Raw genomic sequence first — 19,060 nt, forward strand, 5'->3', positions numbered from 1 at the left:
CCGCGCCTCAGCCCTTGCTGACCGCCGTGAGGATCTCCGGCAGCCGGGCCGCCGTGCGCGGAGCCGCCAGGCGCAGGCCCAGCAGGGTGACCCCCGCCCCGTACGCCGCGCCCACCGGCAGCAGCAGCCGGCTCCAGCTGTCGCCGGTGGCGCTGACGTTCGACCAGATGACGAGGATGATGAACGGCGCGCACAGCAGGGCCGCCGCGACCATGCCGCCGAAGATGGAGACGAAGGCGAGGCCGGCCTGACCGGGGGCCACGTTCTTGTGGCCCTCCTGCGGGATGGAGTACGGGAAGCGGGCCGACGTCCACGCCCCGGTCGCCAGCATCGCGCCGAGCAGGGCGAAGGACAGGCCGAGCACCTCCGGCAGCCGGCGCCACTCGCCGAGCAGGCCCGTCGTCAGCACCGTGACCAGGGTGGCGTACGGCAGGGTGATCAGCAGCAGGGCCAGCGCCCTCGCGCGCAGCTCGACGTAGGCGTCCCGCGGGGCCGAGATCGTCAGCGCGACCTGCCAGAACGCGGAGGTGTCCTGGCCGAACTGGTTGTACATCTGAATGCCGAGCATGCCCGCGGCGAAGCAGGCGAAGTACGGCGAGCCGGTGCCCTGGACCGCGTTGAACACCGGCACGAACAGTCCGATGGCCAGCGAGGTCACCCAGGCCGCCTTGGTCTTCGGATCGCGCCAGACGTAGCGCAGGCTGCGTTCCATGACGGTGCCGGTGCGGCCGGCCGGCAGCCATCGCGCCAGGCCGCCGCCTTCGCGGGCCCGATCGCGCGCGGGAGCGTCGACGGCTTGCAGGGTCGAGGAGTCGGGCGAGGTCATCAGCCCGGTCAGGCTGCGCGCCCACACCGCCAGCAGGACGGCCAGGGTGGCCGCGGTCAGCGCGAGTTGGGCCACCGCGACGCCGTAGGAGCCCCTGCTCGCCGAGTCCACCGCGCCCACCGCCGAGGCAGGCGGCAGCCACCGCAGCACGTCCGCCACCGGGTCGAGCCGGCCCAGGCCCGCGGACCCCAGGCGCTGCATGCCGAAGTTGACGACCTGCGCCCCGATCGCGATGACCAGTCCGCTGAGCACCGCGAGGTCCCGTCCCTTGCGGCTGGTCAGCAGCCGGATGTTGGCGGTGGCCACGGTCCGCGCGAGGGCCACGCACACCAGCAGCGTGAGGACGAGCGCGAGGACCGCGACGACGGACGCGGCCGCCCCGCGCGTCACCGAGATCACGCAGCCCACCAGCAGCAGCACCGTGAACAGCGGCCCGATGCCGACCAGGGACGCCGCCAGCAGCGCGCCGACCAGCGGCCGCGGCCGCAGCGGCAGCATCACCAGACGGGTCGGGTCGAGGGTCTCGTCGCCGCTCGGGAAGAACAGCGGCATCACGGCCCAGCCCAGCGCCAGCACGGCCACGCCCAGGACGGCCACGGAGGCGATGTGCGCGTGGCCGCGCAGCGCGATCAGGCCGGCCATCTGCAACGCGGCGAACAGCAGCGCGACGACGGCCGAGGCGATGAACGCGGCACGCCGCCCGGCGGACTGCCTGAGCCCGTTGCGCAGCAGCGACAGCTTCAGGCGTACGACGACGGGCGTGATCGAGGGGGCCCGGGTGCCGGCGCTCACCGGGAACCGCCGCCCAGCCAGTCCAGGTCGGAACCGGCGTCCCGGCTCCGCGCGCCGACGAGTTCGAGGAAGGCCTGCTGAAGGGTGGGAGCGTCGCCGCGCACCTCGGCGAGGGTGCCCTGGGCGCGGATGCGGCCGGCGGCCATCACGGCCACCCAGTCGCACAGGGACTCCACCAGCTCCATGACGTGCGAGGAGAACACGACGGTGGCGCCGGAGCCGGTGTACCGCTCCAGGACGCCGCGGATGGTCTGCGCGGACACCGGGTCGACGCCTTCGAACGGCTCGTCGAGGAAGAGGACTTCCGGGTTGTGCAGAAGAGCGGAGGCGAGTCCTATCTTCTTGCGCATGCCGGTCGAGTAGTCGACGACGAGCTTGTGCTGGGCGCCGGCGAGGTCCAGCACGTCCAGCAGTTGCGTGGCCCGCCGGTCCACCTCCTCCCCCGGCAGCCCGCGCAACCGCCCGGAGTACGACAGCAGTTCGCGGCCCGACAGCCGCTCGAAGAGCCGCAGCCCCTCGGGCAGCACGCCGATCCGCGCCTTCACCGCGACCGGGTCCCGCCACACGTCGTGCCCGACGACCTCGACGGTGCCCTGGTCGGGCCGGAGCAGCCCGGTCACCATGGAGAGCGTGGTGGTCTTCCCGGCCCCGTTGGGCCCGACCAGCCCGATGAACTTCCCGGCGGGCAGTTCGAGATCGATCCCGGCGACGGCGACCTGCTGCCCGAACCGCTTCCAGAGCCCCTGCACGCGAACGGCGCTTGTACCCACTGCGACTGCTCCCTCCGTCAGCACGAACCCTACGGGGGAGAACCCTGCCCGAGGGGTGCGGGACGGCGCTGATCTGCGGCTGCGCCGTGCGGGGGCGGGCCGCCACGCGGGACCGGCGGGCGCCGGAGAGCACGTACCGGAAGGGCTACCGGTCCCTGCCGCACGCGTACGCCAGCGGTGGGACCAGTTCCTCGACGTCCGGCAGCCAGCGATTGGCCGGCGTCGGCCGGCAGGCCCACTGCACGGCCCGCGAGCCGTACCGCGTGGGCGGCGCCACCACGTACGCGCCCTCTCCGAGGGCGGCCAGGTCGAGCGAGGCCGGCGACCAGCCCAGCTTCCGTACGAGGTCCGGCAGTTTCATGGACGTGCCCGGCAGCACGAAGAACTGCATCCGCCGCTCGGGGGTGAGGATCACCGGCCCCAGCGCCGACCGCATCCGCTCCAGCCGGGCCAGCGCGAGGAACCCGGCCGTCTCCGGCACGGAGACCGCGTCGAACGTGCGGCCCGTGGGCAGCAGGACCGACGCCGTCGGCTGCCGCTCCCACATCCGGCGCGCCGTGCTCGCGCTGCCGGTCGCGAGGGACGCCCAGCCCTCGCGCGCCGGGTGCGCGCCGGGCGCGGTGCACCGGGGGTCCCCGCAGGAGCAGCGCTGCGCCCCGCCGACCGTCACCAGCCAGGTGCCGGGGAACACGTCCCAGTGGCGTTCCTCGGTGTAGCGAACGGCTGTCTCCAGCAGCGACTCCCCGCGCTGCTGGGGGATGTGATCGGCCGCCTGACCGGCGCTCTGTGCGGCTTCCGCGCCCGCGATCGTCTCTTCCACGCCCCACTCAACTGCCGCGCCCACCTGGAGTTACGGGCGGGTCTGGTGGTCGGACGCGCCGGGGAGGAGCACCTCCTCGGTGCCCGGGGCGCATGGGTGCATGTGTGGGGGCGCGCAGGAGGATCTCCGGCGGACGCTGGGTAGTTCGGTGGGGGGCGGTATTCGCCTTCACCCCGGCAATCCTCACATGTCCCGCATTTTCAGTATGTCCACGGGGCATCGATCTTCACGGCCGGAATTTTCCGCCGGGGCGCGGATCACGTCCGGCCGCGCAAGAGCCGTCAACCCGGTGCGTGGGCAGGCACCGCAGCCTCAGGGGGTTAACGCCATGGCCGCCAGGCCTCTCGTCGCGCGGCAGCCGAACGAACGGCTGCAGGCGCTCATCCAGGAAGCGGGCTGCTCGAACGCCGGGCTGGCCCGCAGGGTCAACATGTGCGGCGCCGAGCACGGTCTCGATCTGCGCTACGACAAGACGTCGGTGGCACGCTGGCTGCGCGGGCAGCAACCGCGCGGCCGGGCCCCGGCGATCATCGCCGAGGCGCTCGGCCGCAAGCTCGGCCGTACGGTCACGATCGACGAGATCGGCATGGCCAACGGCAAGAACCTCGCCTCGGGCGTGGGCCTTCAGTTCTCGCCGACGGTGCTGGGAGCCATCGAGCAGGTCTGCGAGCTGTGGCGCAGCGACGTGGGCCGCCGGGACTTCCTGTCCGGCTCCGCCGTCGCCGCCTCCGCGCTGGTCGAGCCGAGCCGTGACTGGCTGATCTCCGCGCCTGACCCGCAGGTGGCGCGGGCGGCGGGGTCGCGGGTGGGCCAGTCCGACGTGGCCGCCGTACGGGCCATGACGCAGGCGCTGGTCGACCTGGACCACAGCCACGGCAGCGGGCATGTGCGTCCGGTGGTCGTGCACTACCTCAACAGCGTCGTCTCCGGGCTGCTCGCCGGCTCCTACCGGGAGGCGGTGGGCCGCGATCTGTTCGCCGAGGTCGCCCGACTCACCGAGCTGGCCGGGTACATGGCCGTCGACACCGGCCAACCGGGCCTGGCCCAGCGGTACTACATCCAGGCGCTCCGGCTCGCCCAGGCGGCCGGGGACCGCGGCTACGGCGGCTACGTGCTGGCCGCCTCCATGAGCCATCTCGCCGCGCAACTCGGCAACCCGCGAGAGATCGCGCAGTTGGCGCGTGCGGCGCAGGAGGGCGCGCGCGGTCGCGTGACACCGCGCGCGGAGGCGATGTTCCACGCGGCCGAGGCGCGCGGGCACGCCCTCATGGGCGACGCGCGGGCGGCCCAGCTGTCCGCCGGGCGGGCGGTGAGCGCGCTGGAGGCCGCCCAGCCGCACTCCGGGGACGACCCTGCGTGGATCGCGCACTTCGACGAGGCCTATCTCGCCGACGAGTTGGCGCACTGCCACCGGGACCTGGGGCAGGCGCAGGCGGCGGCGCGGGCGGCGGAGGAGTCTCTGGCCGGGCATCCCGCGTCGCGGGCGCGACGGCGGGCCATCGGCTATGTGCTGCTCGCCACAGCGCAGGTGCAGCAGCGGGAGGTCGAACAGGCTTGCAGCACCGGCCTGAAGGCGGTGGAGCTGCTGCGGACGCTGCGGTCCAACCGGGGCGCGGAATACCTGGAGGACTTCCAGCAGTGCCTGGAGCCGTTCCGGGACGAGCCGGTGGTACGGGAGTTCGGGGCACGGCTGGAGATGCGGGTGGCGGCGTGACCGTGCGTCCGTGTTCTCCCTTCTCGTGTTCCTCGTGAGGCCTGGGACATAAGCAGCGTGCCACGGGCGGGTTTTGTTACTGCCGTCACAGGGAAGGAGGTCTCGTCCCCTGCTGCGTGGCACGGGGCTCCGGGGACCCGGTAGCGTGAACCGACGATTCCGAAGGTCCCCCATTCGTAGGAGTCCCGGTGACGCAGAGTGGACAGGGCGAGGAGCCCTCGGCGCGACCCGCGCACGAAGGCATCGTGCTGCCCTCCGACGGCGGTGAGCCCTTGCTGCCGGGCATGACCGGCGGTTCGGGCGGCCATCCGACCGGAGCGCAGCCGGGCGGTCAGGCCCCGCAGGCGGCGACCCCGGCCGGCGGTCAGGCCTGGGGCCAGCCCTGGGGCCCCGACCAGCAGCAGCCTCCGCAGCAGCAGGACCAGGGCTGGCAGCAGGGCTGGGGCTCCCCGGAGCCGTACCAGCAGCAGGGCCAGTGGGACGCACAGGGCCAGGCCCCCCAGCACCCGGGCGCGGGCCCCCTGCCCCCGGAGAACGCCCCGTCCCACGGCGCCCCGCCGTACCAGCAGCCCGGCGCCGACCCCTACGGCGTCCCCGCACCTCCCGGGCACGGACTGCCGCCCGCCGGTACCGACCCCTACGGCGTCCCCGCACCCCCCGGGCACGGGCTGCCGCCCGCCGGTACCGATCCCTACGGCGCTCCCGCGCACGGGCTGCCGCCCGCCGGTGCCGACCCGTACGGCGCCTCCGGCCACTCCGTACCGCAGGGCGCGGCGCACGGGATGCCGGGCGCCGACGAGGGAGCGACGCAGTACATCCCGCCGGTCCCCGGTGGACCCGCGGACGAAGGGGCCACCCAGTTCCTGCCGCCCATGACGGGCGCGGCGGTGGACGAGGGAGCGACGCAGTACATCCCGCCGGTGGGGCCGGGAGCCCTGCCTCCGGAGGCGTCCGGCGGCGGGCCGTCCCCGTACCCGGGGCAGATACCCCAGGGCGCCGCGCCCGGTCACCACCCCGACGCCGAGGCGACGCAGTTCATCGCGCCCGTGGACGCCCAGGGCGGGCGGCAGACGCCCGCCGAGTTCGACAACCTCTTCCGCAGCGACGCCGGCGGTGCGGCCCCGGCGACCCAGCAGCTGCCCCTGATCCCGCAGGGCCCGCCCGACCAGCCCCACGCCCGGCCCGCGTCCGCCCCGCCCGGTGGGTACGACGGCGACGGCGGCCGTGGAGGCCGCCGCACCGGCTCGCGCGTTCCGGTGATCGCGGCCGTGGGTGTCGGGATCGCCGTCCTCGGCATCGGCGCCGGGGCACTGCTCAGCGGCGGCGACGGGGACAGCGACAGCGCCGACAAGAACACCCCCATCGCGGCCACCGCGCCCGCCACCGACGATGCCTCTCCCTCGCCCGCCGCCGACCCGGCCCGGGAGCAGGCGGTCGAGCTGGACAAGCTGCTGGCCGACAGCGGCAGCAGCCGCGCCTCCGTGATCAAGGCGGTGGCCGACGTCAGGAACTGCGACAACCTCGGCCAGGCGGCCTCCGACCTGCGCAGCGCGGCTGAGCAGCGCAAGGGCCTGGTCACCCGTCTGGGACAGCTGTCCGTCGACAAGCTCCCCGCCCACGCCGAGCTGACGGCGGCCCTCAACAAGGCCTGGAAGGCCTCGGAGTCGGCCGACCTGCACTACGCGGCCTGGGCCGACCAGGCCCACGGCAGGAAGGTGTGCAAGAAGGGCCACGCCCGGGACACGGGTGAGACCAGGGCCGGCAACCGCGAGAGCGGCGTCGCCACCTCGGAGAAGGCCAAGGCGGCCCAGCTGTGGAACGCGATCGCGAAGACGTACGGCCTCACCCAGCGCCAGCCGACCCAGCTGTAGGGGCCGGCCGGCGCGGTGCGGCTCAGCCGGCGTTCTCGAGCGTCTTCGCCACGTTGACGAAGCCCTTGGTGGCCGGCACCAGTCGGCCCTGCCGCACCGTCTGAAGGGACACGTCGGCGTTGGGGAGGCGGGCGAAGCCGGTGGCGGCGAGCAGGCCCGAGTGGCGCCACCGCAGCGGCGGGGTCAGCCCGCCGGTGCGGACCTCCAGCCCGCCGTCGAGGGCGCGCCGCACGGAGGAGGCGCTCACCTCCCCGTCGGCGATCTGCTCGAGGACGGCCCGGAGCACCGTGTAGGCGATCCACGTGGTCTGCACCCCGGCGTCCTCGGGATCGACGCGGTTGTCGCCGAAGGCCGCCTCGTTGATCACCTTCCTCATCCTGTCCCAGCGCGAGTCGCTCGCCACCGGGTACCAGCCGCTGAGGTACGACCCCTCGTACGGGCCGGACCGCCCGCCACTGGCGTCGATCACGGTCTGGTTGACGCTGCCGAGCACGGCGGCGGTGCGCACCTGCGGATAGGTGTCGCGTGCACGGCGGAAGGAGTCCATGAAGATGTTCGTGCGCTCGCCGAGGGCGGGGATCACGCAGCCCGTCCGCGCCGGGTCGGCGCTCGCCTGCCGCAGCGCCAGATCGGCCTGGTCGGAGTACTCGGTGGCGTCCTCGGCGGCCCGCTGGTCGTGGGCCGGTTCGTGGCCGCCGGCCCGCAGCCCCGCGTTGAGCAGTTCGGGCAGCTCGTCGCCCGCGATGGTGTCCGGCCGCACCAGGGTGACCGGGCCGCAGTGCGCGGCGAGCTCCTTGCCCAGACCGGCCAGCAGGGCCGGCTGGCCGCCGTTGACGGGGTAGGACAGGGCGCGGGTGAACTCGGTGGTGGTCACGCCGTAGCCGCCGATGTACGGGATGCCGGCGCTCTCCAGGGGCGGGAAGAAGGAGTCGCTGTACTGGCTGTACGAGCCCACGACGGCGACCGCGTCCTCCTTGACGGCGCGCCGGGCACACTTCGCCGCGGCCACACCGTCGTTGCCTTCGTTGCAGGTCAGGACGTTGAGCTTGCGGCCGGCGATACCGCCGTGGGAGTTCACCCAGCGGGCGTAGGCGCGGGCCATGGCGGGCATGCCGGGCTTGTTGGTCGCCCGGGTGTTCTCCGGCGCCCACGTCATCACGGTGACGGAACCGCCCCCGGAGCCCCCCGTGGCACCGGGGACGATGCCGCAGCCGGCGGCGAGCGAGGCACACGCCAGCAGAGCCCATGCCGGCAGCAGGGCTCTCCTCACGGACCGGGTGCGTGAGGGGAGGAATGTGCCACGGGAGCTTCGCCTGCCGGTCATACTCATGCACGATTCCGTCACATCGCCAACCCGTTGATGACTCTCGGTCAATGAGTGGTGACGTATGGGTGAATTATGGGGGCAGGTGGGGCCCCTGGGGCGGGGAACGTACGATCGATGACCGTGCAAGGTTCGGAGAACTCTTCCCGTCGCGGCCGTCGCTCCTCCACCATGGGCGGCATGCCACTCAACGACATGCCGTGGTGGCGCTGGCGCAGCAATGTGCGCTCCGCGCTGCACATGCTCTCCGACCCGGTGTTCCAGCGGGACGTCTGGCTGGCAGGCGTCGAAGGGTACGGCGACGTGACCGACGCCGTCTACCGCCTGGTCGAGGACACCTGGCTGGACAACTGGTCCGCCGAGAAGTACGTCGGCACGATCTTCCGGGACTCCCAGGAGGCGGCGCTCGTCGACACCGCGGTCCTGCGGGTGCTGCGCATCATGCACCAGGTCGGCCCGGACGCGCCGGTGTCCGCGTACCTCGACCATCACGCCTGGCCGGAGGCGGTGCGGGCAGCCCACGACGCGCATGTGCGCCTCGCGGCGAGCGACGGCGAGGACCCGGACACGCAGCCCCGCAGCCTGGAGGTGCTGCGGATCATGACGCGGTCCGCTTAGCGGACGGAGAGCCACGCGGGGGCCCGGACGTGAGACCCTGTCCCGCATGAGCGAGCAGTCCTCCCGCGCCGCCGCGGCGCAGGCCGAACAGTACGTCCTCATCCTCTCGTGCCCGGACAAGAAGGGCATCGTGCACGCGGTGTCCAGCTACCTGTTCATGACGGGTTGCAACATCGAGGACAGCCAGCAGTTCGGCGACCACGACACGGGACTGTTCTTCATGCGGGTCCACTTCTCGGCCGACGCGCCGGTGACGGTGGACAAGCTGCGCGCCAGCTTCGCGGCGATCGGCGACTCCTTCGGGATGGACTGGCAGATCCACCGGGCCGACGAGAAGATGCGCGTCGTGCTGATGGTCAGCAGGTTCGGGCACTGCCTGAACGACCTGCTCTTCCGCGCCCGGATCGGCGCGCTGCCGGTGGAGATCGCGGCGGTGGTGTCCAATCACACCGACTTCGCCGAGCTGGTGGGGTCGTACGACATCCCCTTCCACCACATTCCGGCGACCAGGGACACCAAGTCCGTGGCCGAGGAGCGGCTGCTCGAGATCGTGCGCGAGGAGAAGGTCGAACTGGTCGTCCTCGCCCGTTACATGCAGGTCCTCTCCGACGACCTGTGCAAGCAGCTCAGCGGCCGGATCATCAACATCCACCACTCCTTCCTGCCGAGCTTCAAGGGCGCCAAGCCGTACCACCAGGCGCACGCCCGGGGCGTGAAGCTGATCGGCGCGACGGCGCACTATGTGACCGCCGACCTCGACGAGGGCCCGATCATCGAGCAGGAGGTCGAGCGGGTGGGCCACGACGTCACTCCGGACCAGCTGGTCGCGATCGGCCGGGACGTGGAGTGCCAGGCGCTGGCGCGCGCGGTCAAGTGGCACGCGGAGCGCCGGATCCTGCTGAACGGGCGCCGGACGGTGGTCTTCGCGTAGCGCGGCCCGGGGAGGCGGCCGGCGGCGGTCTCACATACGGCTGAGCGACGCCGCCGCGCACAGCACGTCCCGGATCGCCTCACGGTCGCCGACCTGACCGGCCGCCGCCTCCCGCGGGGCCACGTGCCCCGCCGCGAGCCGGCAGAACTCCACGGCGTCCAGCGCCACATGGGCCACCTCGTGGTCCGCGGAGCCCACCGCTCCGGGCGAGTCGAGCGGGATCAGCCACTGGCCGCCGCCCAGCCCCTCGACCTCCAGCCGCAGACTGCGCCCGGGTTCGCCCGCGGTCACCAGGTGCCGGGCGTGAGCGGGGGAGGCGAGCCCGGCCCGCCGCCGGCCGGCCAGCACACCCGGCAGTATCCGGGCGGCGAGGTCGATCATGCGGTGCAGATGGCGCGGGGCCGGCGGGTCGTACGGGTAGTCCACGGCCTCCGCGATGTCCTCGGCGTGCACCCAGCACTCGAAGGCGCGGTCCAGCATCGCGTCGGGCAGCGGCAGTTCGAAGGCGCCGTACGGCACCGACGGCGCCTTCACACAGTTCGCGGCGAAGGAGACCGTCCGCACCAGGGCGTGCGTCTGCTCCCGCCACGGCGTCCGCACCGAACGCGCCGGCGGGGAGTGCGCGGCCCGCCAGTACGCCTCGGTGCGCTCCGCGGGGGTGGGGCCGTACGCGGCGGTGGTCGCGCCGCCGAGTGGGTCGTCAAGGCCGAGCGCCACCGCGACCAGCCCGTCGACGCTCATCAGATGTGCGATGACCCCGGCGACGGTGGTGTGCCGGCTGGTGGCGTCCTCCCCCTCGAACCACCGCAGCCGCACCGGCGCGTGCCACTCGGAGTCGCCTATGTCCTGGAGCAGCGCGTCCAGGCGCGCGGTCTCGGCGTCGTAGGGCGCCGCCCAGCCGGGCACCGGGAGGTGCGGCGGCCGACGCTCGAGACAGCTCTCCAGGACCCTGGTGCGCAGCCCCGGGTCCAGGTCGAGGGTGTCGGGCCGGTGCAGCAGCCCGACCGCCTCCCGCAGCCCCAGCGCCTCCTCCGCGCAGTCGCCGCACCCGCCGAGGTGCTCCTCCACGGCCGCCGTCTCCTCCGGCGAACACGCGGCCAGCGCCCACGCCCCGAGCAGCGACTTCAGCAGGTGGTGTGCCGGCACGCCCCGGTCCTTCGGTTCCGCCGGCTCCGCCGGTTCCTCCGGCTTCTGGGGGGCGTCCGGGGTCATGCGGCGCCTCCGTAACCGGAGGGCGCGTCGGGGGTGTCCGTGTGATGGGCGGTGGAGAGGAGCTGGAGGCCCAGGCGGAGGCGGCGGCGGGCCTCGTCCTCGGTGACGCCGAGGTCGGCTGCGGTCTGCCGGTAGTCGCGGCGCTGGAAGCAGGCCAGTTCCAGGGCGGCGCGCAGCGGGGCCGGCATGGCGTGGACGATGTAGTCGGCGCGGGCGGCGGCGGAGGCACGGAACACCCTGTGCTCCAGATCCTCGGCGGAGCCCGGCCCGCCGCGGGCCAGCGCGGCGGTCTCGGTGGTGCGCAGCCGCTGCACGGCGAGCCGGTGGGTCAGCCCGGCCACCCAGGCGCGCAGCGGGCCCTGCCGGGGGTCGTAGGCGTCGGGGTGTTCCCAGACGTGGGCGAACACCTCGCGGGTGATCTGGTCGGCGGCCCGCTCCTCGCCCAGGACCCGGTGGGCCAGGCCGTGCACGAGCGAGGCGAAACGGTCGTAGAGCTCACCGAGGGCGGCGGCCTCTCCCCGCACGAGCCGCTGCTGCATTCCGCGGTCCCAGTGGGGCGGTGCGTCCTTCTTCGCCATGAGGCCCCCTCCGCGCCCAGCCGTGCCGCGGCCCGCGTCCCGGCCCGCTCCCGTCCGGCGTGTGTGTCCAGCGTGTCCGACGTGGTCTCCTCGAATGTAGTCGGCATGTCCGACAGCGCACGCCCCTTTATGACAATGTGCGCCCCCTGAAGAGCCGCTGGTGGTAGGGGAAGCCAGGGGTGTTATGGCATTTGTCAGGTGACTTGACCCTTCTGTCCCGCCTGGTCTTTCGCTTTCAGGTCAACTCAGATCGAACATGACCGAAAGTGACCGAAACAAGCCCCTGACCGAACGGTCTCGGTTTGCTCTACGGCGTTTGGGGGAACGGCCGCTGGGCAGCCGCGCGGAAAGAAGCGTAGGAACTGGTTCCGTTTCCGAGCGGTTCCGGGGAAGTTCCGGCTGACGGAGGGCGGGCCGTGGCGTTCAAGGTGACCGACGACGAACAGGGCGAGTGGAGCGTGCTCCGGGTCGCCGGCGAACTGGACCTGGTGACCTCGCCGGTGCTGCGCCAGAGAGTGCACGAGGTGGTGGCCCAGGGGCGTCACGACCTCGTCCTGGACCTCTCCGAGGTCTTCTTCTGCGACTCCAGCGGCGTCGGCGTGCTCATCGCCGCCCGTCGTCTGATCCGCTCCTGCCGGGGCCGGCTGCGTCTGATACTCCCGGCCCGCGGCGCGGTCGACGGCTCCCACGTCAACCGGGTCCTCGGCGCGCTCGGTGTCCGGCGCCTCTTCGACGTCTACCCGGACGTCGCGGCCGCGGTGGACGACGAGCCGCTGTCCGCCTGACCGGCCGGCCGCCCCGGCGGACAGCGCCGTCCAGTCGTCACGAGTCCAGTCGTCACGAGTCCAGTCGTCACGAGTCCAGTCGTCACGAGTCCGGTCGTCACGAGCCGAGCTGTCGCGAGTCCGGTCGTCACGAGTCGAGCGCCGTTGTCCCGGAATTCCCCCGGTCTTGGCACAACCGTGGTTTTGGTGCCCCGGACCGCTCTCCGCGTCGTACGCTCCCTGCCAGACGCACCCCACACGTAAGGCGGCCCGTAAGACATGGTCAGCAGCGAGTACGAGCGCAGGATCACGGCGCGGTTCGCCACCTTCGACCAGGACGGCAACGGCTACATCGACCGCGAGGACTTCAGCGTGGCGGCCCGCTCGCTGCTTGCCGAGTTCGCCACCGCCGCCCGCTCCGACAAGGGCCAGGCCCTCTATGCGGGCGCGGAGGCCTTCTGGCAGGGCATGGCCGGGATCGCCGACCGCGACGGCGACCAGCGCATCAGCCGGGAGGAGTTCGTGACCGGGGCGGTCAAGCGCCTGCGCGACAACCCCGAGCGGTTCGCCGAGATCGCCCGCCCCTTCCTGCACGCCGCCCTGGCCGTCGCGGACACCGATGGCGACGGCGCCGCCACCATCGAGGACACCGTGCGCGTGCTCCGGGTCCTCGGCGTGCCCGAGGAGGCCGCCCGGCCCATCGCCGCCGCGCTCGACACCGACGGCGACGGCAGGGTGGGCGAGCAGGAGATCGTGCCCGCCCTCGCCCGTTACTTCACCGTCCCCGAGTAGCACCCACCCCGCCCCACCATCGCAGCCGAACATCCCTCGCGCAGCCGGTACTTGAGCCCCCTCCGCGGCGCCTCGCGCCGTGGCGGGCGTAGCCACGCGCGCAGAGGGGCCGGGTTGTGCAACACGCCCGGGCGCGTGAGCAGTTCGGGGCGCTGATCGGTGCCTTCCGGGCCGTGCGGCATACCGCGGCACAGGCCGCCGGCGGACCTCGTGGACATCGGCGCGGCCCGGCCGCTGGCGCGCGGGCCGCCGCGCGTCGTGCCCGCGGGCGGTGACATCGGCGGTCCGGGACGGCTCCGCGCCGCGGTCTCCCGGGCATGAATGTCACCGATCGTGGCACTGCTTCATCACGGAGCGTTGATGTCGGGTCGTGTCCCGCGCGTGACTTGTCACGTCCCGGAGTCGCCCTCGTGCTCGGGTACCTTGTGTGGGATGCGAGTGGTTCCGAGTCCGAGCCATCCCATGACGAGCGTCGCACAGTATGCCGCACGGGTACTCCTTCGCGCTGGAATATGCCCGAAGCGCTTGTTGCAGTGACGGTACGTCAACCATGCTGACTTCCAAGGGAGTCACGTTCCGTGACCCTTGCTCTGGCTGTTGTTCTGGCCATGCAGAAAATGGCTGCGATCGTGGCCTCGTGAGGCGCGAGGCTGTGTGTCCGCCGGTTCGGATGGTGTGAGCGGTGCAGGTGCTTCAAGTGCAGCTGGAGATCCGGCCCGACCCCGCGGAGGTGGGGCGAGCCCGGCGGTGGGCACGCTCCCGGCTCGCCGGGTCGGGGATAGCGGCGGACGAGCCGCTCGCCGAGAACCTGGTCCTGCTCGTCTCCGAACTGGTCACCAACGCCGTGGTGCACACTGGTTGCCCGGCCGTGCTGCGGCTGTTCCTGTCCGCGGGCCCGGCCGGGGCGGTCACCGTGCGCCTGGAGGTGGCCGACGTCAGCACTCGGGCTCCCGTGCCGCGCTGTCCGGGCGACGAGTCGACCGGCGGCCGCGGCCTCGCCCTCGTCGACGGCCTCGCCGACCGGTGGGGCTGGTGCCCGGAGGGTGTGGGCAAGCGCATCTGGTGCGAACTCGACCGCTGTGCCACGACGGTGGACGCGACGGAGACGGCGGTGGCGAGCAACTGCGGCCGCACGACCCCGGCGTACGAGGGTTTGGCCTACGGGGTCTACGGGGTCTACGGGGGTCTGGCGTACGGAGCGGTGTAGGGCGGGTGTCCCGTGTGTCCCGGCGGCGAGGCCGTGCGCCGGGACATGCTTCTGTGCGCACCCCGTCGTGGTGGGGCATAACGGGTAAATCGCCAAGGCGGTGTTGACGCCTCGTGTTCGCCTGATCACGCTGATGGTCAGCGATTCGCCGCGAGGGGACGACGAGGGCTGGGGTGCTGGAAGCCCTCGGCGAGCGTGGGTCGTGATGTCGGCGCCGACCGGTCCCTTCAGGGTCCGAGGGGGTGGGACCGGCGCGCCGGGATCGGAGGGCGGCGCGCGCTGCCGTGTTCGGGGCGGGCAGGGGCGCGCCGCCAGCCGGGCTCGCCCTGTCCTGCGGGACAGTCGGACACTTGTCCACAGGCTGTGGACAACTCTCCGGACCTCAAGCCTCAGACCTCAGACCTCAGACTCCGCCCCGGTCCGCGAGGAGCCGCTCACGTGGAAGGTCCGCCGGTAGGCCGTCGGGGTCACCCCGAGCGCCGTCTGGAGATGCTGCCGCATCGACTGGGCCGTGCCGAAGCCGGCGTCCCGGGCCACCCGGTCCACGGACAGGTCCGTGGACTCCAGCAGGTGCCGGGCCCGTTCGACGCGCTGCTGGGTGAGCCACTGCCCAGGACTGACGCCGGCCTCCTCGCGGAAGCGCCGGGTGAAGGTCCGTACCGACATCGCCTCCCGCGCGGCCATGTCCTGCAACCGGATGGGCTCGTGCAGGCGGCCCAGCGCCCATGCGCGCGCGGTGGTCGTGGTGGCCAACTGCTGGTCGGGCACCGGTCGGTGGATGTACTGCGCCTGACCGCCGTCGCGGTGCGGCGGCACGACGGTCCGCCGGGCCACCTCGTTGGCGACCGCGGTGCCGTGGTCGCGGCGCACCATGTGCAGGCACAGGTCGATCCCGGCCGCCACGCCCGCCGAGGTCAGCACGTCGCCGTCGTCGATGAACAGCACGTCCGCGTCCACCTCGACCCGCGGGAAGACCCGCTGGAAGCGGTCCGCTTCGGCCCAGTGCGTCGTGGCGCGCCGCCCGTCCAGGCACCCCGCCGCGGCCAGCACGTACACGCCGGTGCAGATGGAGGCGAGCCGGGTGCCGGGCCGGATGTACGCCAGGGCGGCGGCCAGGTCCTCGGTCAGCACCCCCTTCTCGTAGACCGGGCCGAGTTCGTACGAGGCCGGGACGATCACGGTGTCGGCGGTGGCCAGGATCTCCGGCCCGTGCGGCACGTGGATCGAGAAGTCGGCGTCCGTGTCCACCGGCCCGGGAGGCCGGATCGAGCAGGTGACGACCTCGTACAGATGCCGTCCGGCGGTGTCCACGGGCCGTCCGAAGATCCGGTGCGGGATGCCCAGCTCGAAGGGCAGCAGCCCGTCGAGGGCGAGGACGACGACGCGGTGCGCGCGGAACTCCGTGGTCCTGTGCATGGCCCGATCCTAGCGAATGCTGTCCTTCGGGCCAGTGGAGGAGATCCGGGCCGATACCGGAAGCTCTATGGCGTGACCCAGACAACCGAACCCGCGTCCGCCACCGCGGCCCGGACGCCGTCCGCCCGCCGTGCGGTCCGCGTCCACCGAGCGTGGTTCGTCGCCGCCGTCACCTTCGTCACGATCACCGGCGCCGCTGCCTTCCGCTCGCTGCCCGGCCTGCTCATCGACCCGCTGCACCAGGAGTTCGGCTGGTCGCGGGGCACGATCGGCGCCGCGGTCTCGATCAACCTCGCGCTGTACGGGCTCACCGCGCCCTTCGCCGCCGCGCTCATGGACCGCTTCGGCATCCGCCGGGTGGTCGCCGCCGCGCTCACGGTGATCGCCGTCGGCTCCGTCCTGACCGTGTGGATGACCGCCGCCTGGCAGCTGTGGCTGTGCTGGGGCCTGCTGGTCGGTCTCGGCACCGGCTCGATGGCGCTCGCCTTCGCGGCGACGGTCACCAACCGCTGGTTCACCGCGCGGCGCGGCCTGGTCACCGGCATCCTCACCGCCGCCTCCGCCTCCGGCCAGCTGATCTTCCTGCCGTTCCTGTCCTGGACCGTCCAGTCGCACGGCTGGCGCCCGGCCGCCGTCACGGTGTCGCTGGCGGCCCTCGCCGTCGTCCCCTTCGTCTGGCTGCTGCTGCGCGACCACCCCGCGGACGTGGGCGTCAAGCCGTACGGCGCCGACGAGTTCGTACCGAAGCCGGAGCCCGTGCCCGGGGCCGCCCGCCGCACCCTGGCCGTCCTGTCCTCGGCGGTGCGCACCGGCCCCTTCTGGCTGCTGGCCGGCACCTTCGCCATCTGCGGCGCCTCCACCAACGGCCTGATCCAGACCCACTTCGTGCCCGCCGCCCACGACCACGGCATGCCCATCACGGCGGCCGCCTCGCTGCTCGCGGTCGTCGGCGTGTTCGACGTGGCCGGCACGATCGCCTCCGGCTGGTTCACCGACCGCTTCGAACCGCGCCGCCTGCTCGCCGTGTACTACGCGCTGCGCGGTGTCTCGCTGCTGTTCCTGCCGATGCTGCTGGCGCCGAGCGTGCACCCGCCGATGATCTTCTTCATCGTCTTCTACGGACTCGACTGGGTCGCCACCGTGCCGCCCACTCTCGCCCTGTGCCGGGAGCACTACGGCGAGGACAGCGCGATCGTCTTCGGCTGGGTGCTCGCCTCTCACCAGGTCGGCGCGGCGCTGGTCGCCTACTTCGGCGGCCTCGCGCGGGACGTCTTCGGCTCCTACGACGTGGTCTGGTACGCCTCGGGCGCGCTGTGCGCCGCGGCGGCCCTGATGGCGCTGGTGATCCGGCGGCGGCCGGCGGCCCTGAGCCCTGCGGCCGTGTGAGGCCTCCGGCGGCAACGCATCCGACGGGGCATCGGCAGTCTTCAGTCCGGCAGCCGGGAGACCCGGCGGCCGCCCTTGCGGGCGTTCTCCTTCGCGATGGCCCCGGCGATCCCCTCGGCGTCCAGTGCCAGTTCGCGGAGCATGCCGCTGATGGGGTTGGTGAAGCCGGTGAAGTACAGGCCGGGCGCGTTCTTCGGCGTGCGGCGGCCGCGGACGACCGGTCTGCCACGGGAGTCGAGCACGTCCAGATGGCCGACCAGCCCTTCCAGGGCGCGCACGTAGCCGGTGGCGGCGACGACGGCGTCCGGCTGGATGCGCGTGCCGTCGGCGAGGAGGACCTTGCCGCTCTCGAAGCCCTGCACGGCGGCCACGATCTCGACCCTGCCCTTGCGGACCGCGTCGACGAGACCGGCGTCCTGGACCGGGATCGAGCCCTCCTCGACCCGCGAGTACAGGCCGGTGCGGGGACGGGGCAGGCCGTGCGCCGACAGGTCCGGCACACTCAGCCTCGCCAGCGGTCTCGCGAGCACGTCGACGAGCCGGACCGGCAGCCGCCGTACGAGCACCCCGGTGTACTGGGCGGCCCACCCGGCGGTCGACCGGCGCACGATGTGCGGGGCGGTGCGCACCGACAGCCGAACGCGCGCGGCCCCGCCCTCCACCAGGTCCACGGCTATCTCGGCGCCGGTGTTGCCGACGCCGACGACCAGCACGTCACGCCCGGCGTACGGCTCGGCGTTGCGGTAGTCGCGGGCGTGCACGAGTTCGCCGGGGCCGCCCTGGTACGTCTCCCGGCCGGACCAGTCGGGCACGCGGGGTGTGTGGTTGTGGCCGGTGGCGACGACCACCGCGCCGCCGGTCAGCTCCCGTCCGCCGGAGGCGCGCAGCAGCCAGCCGGTGCCGCCCGGCGCGGGCTCGACGCGGGAGACCTCGACGCCGGTCACGATCTCCAGCCGGTGGTGCTCGGCGTACTTCTCCAGGTACCGCACCACGTCCTCGCGCGCGACCCATCTGCCGAACCGGCGCGGCATCGGCAGTCCGGGCAGCGCGGATAGGCGCCGGGTGGTGTGCAGGCGCAGCCGGTCGTAGTGCCGCCGCCAGGACGCCCCGACCCGGTCGGACTTCTCCAGGACGACCGCGCGTATCCCCCGTGCGCGCAGTGCCTGCGCGGCGGCCAGCCCGCCCGGACCGCCGCCGATGACGTAGACGGGACGGTCGGCGTGCCGCGCCGCGGAGGCGGTGGTCGAGTCGGTCATGAGCGCGAGACTAATAGCCCATCTGGTTGATGGGTCGCGGTCAACGCGGGAATCGGTTGCAGGTTGATCACAAGTGAACGACCGTATGTTCACAACTGAACGGCTGTGCGGTCCGGGTACGCGGCGGTGTCTAATGGGCCGGTGACCGCCGACCTTCGTGACCCCGGGAACCTCGCGACCGTACGGACCTCGGGGCACGGGCTGCTGCTGCGCCCGTGGGACCCGGAGTCCGACGCCGACGTACGGGCGTGGCTGCGCGGCATCACCGACCCGGAGTTCTGCCGCTGGAACACACCGCTCGTGCCCGTCACGGATTTCACCGGCGCCCGCGACTCCCTGCGGGCACGGGCCGCGCGTGCGCGGGAGGGCTCGGGCGCGTCCTTCGTGATCGCGGACGCCGGGAGCGCCACGACGCTCGGGCACATCGGCGTCAACGACATCCGCCCACGGCTCGGCGTCGCGGCGATCGGCTACTGGGTCCTGCCCGAGGCCCGCGGACGCGGGGTCGCCACCCGGGCGCTGAAGCTGGTGGCGAGCTGGGGGTTCGGCGAACTGCGCCTGCACCGGCTGGAACTGGACCACGCCGTCGGGCACGGGGCGTCCTGCCGGGTCGCCGAGCGCTGCGGCTTCCGGTACGAGGGCACGATGCGCGGCGCGATCTTCGAGTCGGGACGCCGCGACGCCTTCCGGGACGCGCACCTGCACGCGCGTCTGGCCACGGATCCGGAGCCGGACGCCCCGTAAATTAGGAGGCGCCGGACGGCCGTGGACAGGACCATGGGG

Annotated in this window: 17 protein-coding genes; 9 read left to right on the forward strand and 8 right to left on the reverse strand. The window is 73.0% G+C overall.

The annotated features are described in order from the left end of the window. Positions 1–7: 7 nt before the first annotated feature. The 3 genes from ACIQFZ_RS14045 to ACIQFZ_RS14055 all read right to left on the reverse strand — a co-directional run bounded on the left by ACIQFZ_RS14045 (position 8) and on the right by ACIQFZ_RS14055 (position 3,208). The gene (locus tag ACIQFZ_RS14045) at positions 8–1,618 is read right to left on the reverse strand and encodes a transporter (protein WP_383056309.1); all 1,611 of its coding nucleotides are present in this window, start codon (positions 1,616–1,618) and stop codon (positions 8–10) included. Further along, the gene (locus tag ACIQFZ_RS14050) at positions 1,615–2,409 is read right to left on the reverse strand and encodes an ABC transporter ATP-binding protein (RefSeq protein WP_402691334.1); all 795 of its coding nucleotides are present in this window, start codon (positions 2,407–2,409) and stop codon (positions 1,615–1,617) included. The genes ACIQFZ_RS14045 and ACIQFZ_RS14050 overlap by 4 nt, the downstream gene beginning before the upstream one ends. A gap of 124 nt (positions 2,410–2,533) precedes the next feature. Next, positions 2,534–3,208 carry a bifunctional DNA primase/polymerase gene (locus ACIQFZ_RS14055; protein ID WP_365417268.1) on the reverse strand — a complete coding sequence of 225 codons (675 nt, stop codon included), beginning with the start codon at positions 3,206–3,208 and terminating at the stop codon, positions 2,534–2,536. Positions 3,209–3,536: 328 nt separating this feature from the next. Between ACIQFZ_RS14055 and ACIQFZ_RS14060 the strand changes: the two genes are divergently transcribed. Continuing rightward, the gene (locus tag ACIQFZ_RS14060) at positions 3,537–4,922 is read left to right on the forward strand and encodes a transcriptional regulator (protein ID WP_383056306.1); all 1,386 of its coding nucleotides are present in this window, start codon (positions 3,537–3,539) and stop codon (positions 4,920–4,922) included. A 188-nt stretch (positions 4,923–5,110) separates the two neighbouring features. After that, positions 5,111–6,793: a hypothetical protein gene (locus ACIQFZ_RS14065; RefSeq protein WP_402691296.1), complete on the forward strand. Its 1,683-nt coding sequence runs from the start codon at positions 5,111–5,113 to the stop codon at positions 6,791–6,793. Positions 6,794–6,815: 22 nt separating this feature from the next. Here the strand turns inward: ACIQFZ_RS14065 and ACIQFZ_RS14070 are convergent, their stop codons facing one another. Further along, positions 6,816–8,117, reverse strand: coding sequence for an ABC transporter substrate-binding protein (locus ACIQFZ_RS14070; protein WP_383056414.1), 1,302 nt, complete (start codon positions 8,115–8,117; stop codon positions 6,816–6,818). Between the two features lie 117 nt (positions 8,118–8,234). Here ACIQFZ_RS14070 and ACIQFZ_RS14075 point away from each other — a divergent pair, with 117 nt between their 5' ends. Together ACIQFZ_RS14075 and purU are read left to right on the forward strand one after the other, a co-directional pair. After that, positions 8,235–8,735, forward strand: a complete 501-nt coding sequence (locus tag ACIQFZ_RS14075) for a hypothetical protein (RefSeq protein WP_365417262.1) — start codon at positions 8,235–8,237, stop codon at positions 8,733–8,735. A gap of 46 nt (positions 8,736–8,781) precedes the next feature. Continuing rightward, positions 8,782–9,666 carry a formyltetrahydrofolate deformylase gene (purU, locus tag ACIQFZ_RS14080; RefSeq protein WP_365417259.1) on the forward strand — a complete coding sequence of 295 codons (885 nt, stop codon included), beginning with the start codon at positions 8,782–8,784 and terminating at the stop codon, positions 9,664–9,666. 30 nt (positions 9,667–9,696) lie between these two features. On the opposite strand, the gene ACIQFZ_RS14085 is transcribed toward purU, so the two are convergent. Then, complete coding sequence (locus ACIQFZ_RS14085) at positions 9,697–10,878, reverse strand: maleylpyruvate isomerase N-terminal domain-containing protein (RefSeq protein ID WP_402691297.1); 1,182 nt, start codon at positions 10,876–10,878, stop codon at positions 9,697–9,699. After that, on the reverse strand, positions 10,875–11,456 hold the full coding sequence (locus ACIQFZ_RS14090; RefSeq protein ID WP_365417253.1) for a sigma factor: 582 nt from the start codon (positions 11,454–11,456) through the stop codon (positions 10,875–10,877). The genes ACIQFZ_RS14085 and ACIQFZ_RS14090 overlap by 4 nt, the downstream gene beginning before the upstream one ends. 416 nt (positions 11,457–11,872) lie before the next feature. Between ACIQFZ_RS14090 and ACIQFZ_RS14095 the strand changes: the two genes are divergently transcribed. From ACIQFZ_RS14095 to ACIQFZ_RS14105, 3 genes are all read left to right on the forward strand, one after another. Beyond that, on the forward strand, positions 11,873–12,241 hold the full coding sequence (locus ACIQFZ_RS14095; protein WP_361412586.1) for an STAS domain-containing protein: 369 nt from the start codon (positions 11,873–11,875) through the stop codon (positions 12,239–12,241). A 258-nt stretch (positions 12,242–12,499) separates the two neighbouring features. Beyond that, the gene (locus ACIQFZ_RS14100; RefSeq protein ID WP_402691298.1) at positions 12,500–13,012 is read left to right on the forward strand and encodes an EF-hand domain-containing protein; all 513 of its coding nucleotides are present in this window, start codon (positions 12,500–12,502) and stop codon (positions 13,010–13,012) included. A 697-nt stretch (positions 13,013–13,709) separates the two neighbouring features. Continuing rightward, entirely contained in the window at positions 13,710–14,219 is a 510-nt protein-coding gene (locus ACIQFZ_RS14105; RefSeq protein WP_365417321.1) for an ATP-binding protein, read from the forward strand. Positions 14,220–14,615: 396 nt separating this feature from the next. Here the strand turns inward: ACIQFZ_RS14105 and ACIQFZ_RS14110 are convergent, their stop codons facing one another. After that, the gene (locus ACIQFZ_RS14110; protein WP_365417248.1) at positions 14,616–15,635 is read right to left on the reverse strand and encodes a helix-turn-helix domain-containing protein; all 1,020 of its coding nucleotides are present in this window, start codon (positions 15,633–15,635) and stop codon (positions 14,616–14,618) included. 72 nt (positions 15,636–15,707) lie between these two features. Between ACIQFZ_RS14110 and ACIQFZ_RS14115 the strand changes: the two genes are divergently transcribed. Beyond that, positions 15,708–17,021: an MFS transporter gene (locus ACIQFZ_RS14115; protein ID WP_383056296.1), complete on the forward strand. Its 1,314-nt coding sequence runs from the start codon at positions 15,708–15,710 to the stop codon at positions 17,019–17,021. A gap of 41 nt (positions 17,022–17,062) precedes the next feature. Here the strand turns inward: ACIQFZ_RS14115 and ACIQFZ_RS14120 are convergent, their stop codons facing one another. Then, positions 17,063–18,277 carry a flavin-containing monooxygenase gene (locus ACIQFZ_RS14120; RefSeq protein ID WP_402691299.1) on the reverse strand — a complete coding sequence of 405 codons (1,215 nt, stop codon included), beginning with the start codon at positions 18,275–18,277 and terminating at the stop codon, positions 17,063–17,065. 141 nt (positions 18,278–18,418) lie between these two features. Between ACIQFZ_RS14120 and ACIQFZ_RS14125 the strand changes: the two genes are divergently transcribed. After that, positions 18,419–19,021 (forward strand): GNAT family protein, encoded by a 603-nt coding sequence (locus ACIQFZ_RS14125; protein ID WP_365417239.1) that lies wholly within the window; start codon positions 18,419–18,421, stop codon positions 19,019–19,021. Positions 19,022–19,060 lie beyond the last annotated feature (39 nt).

The sequence above is a fragment of the Streptomyces sp. NPDC093064 genome (genome assembly GCF_044754605.1).
Classification (GTDB): domain Bacteria; phylum Actinomycetota; class Actinomycetes; order Streptomycetales; family Streptomycetaceae; genus Streptomyces.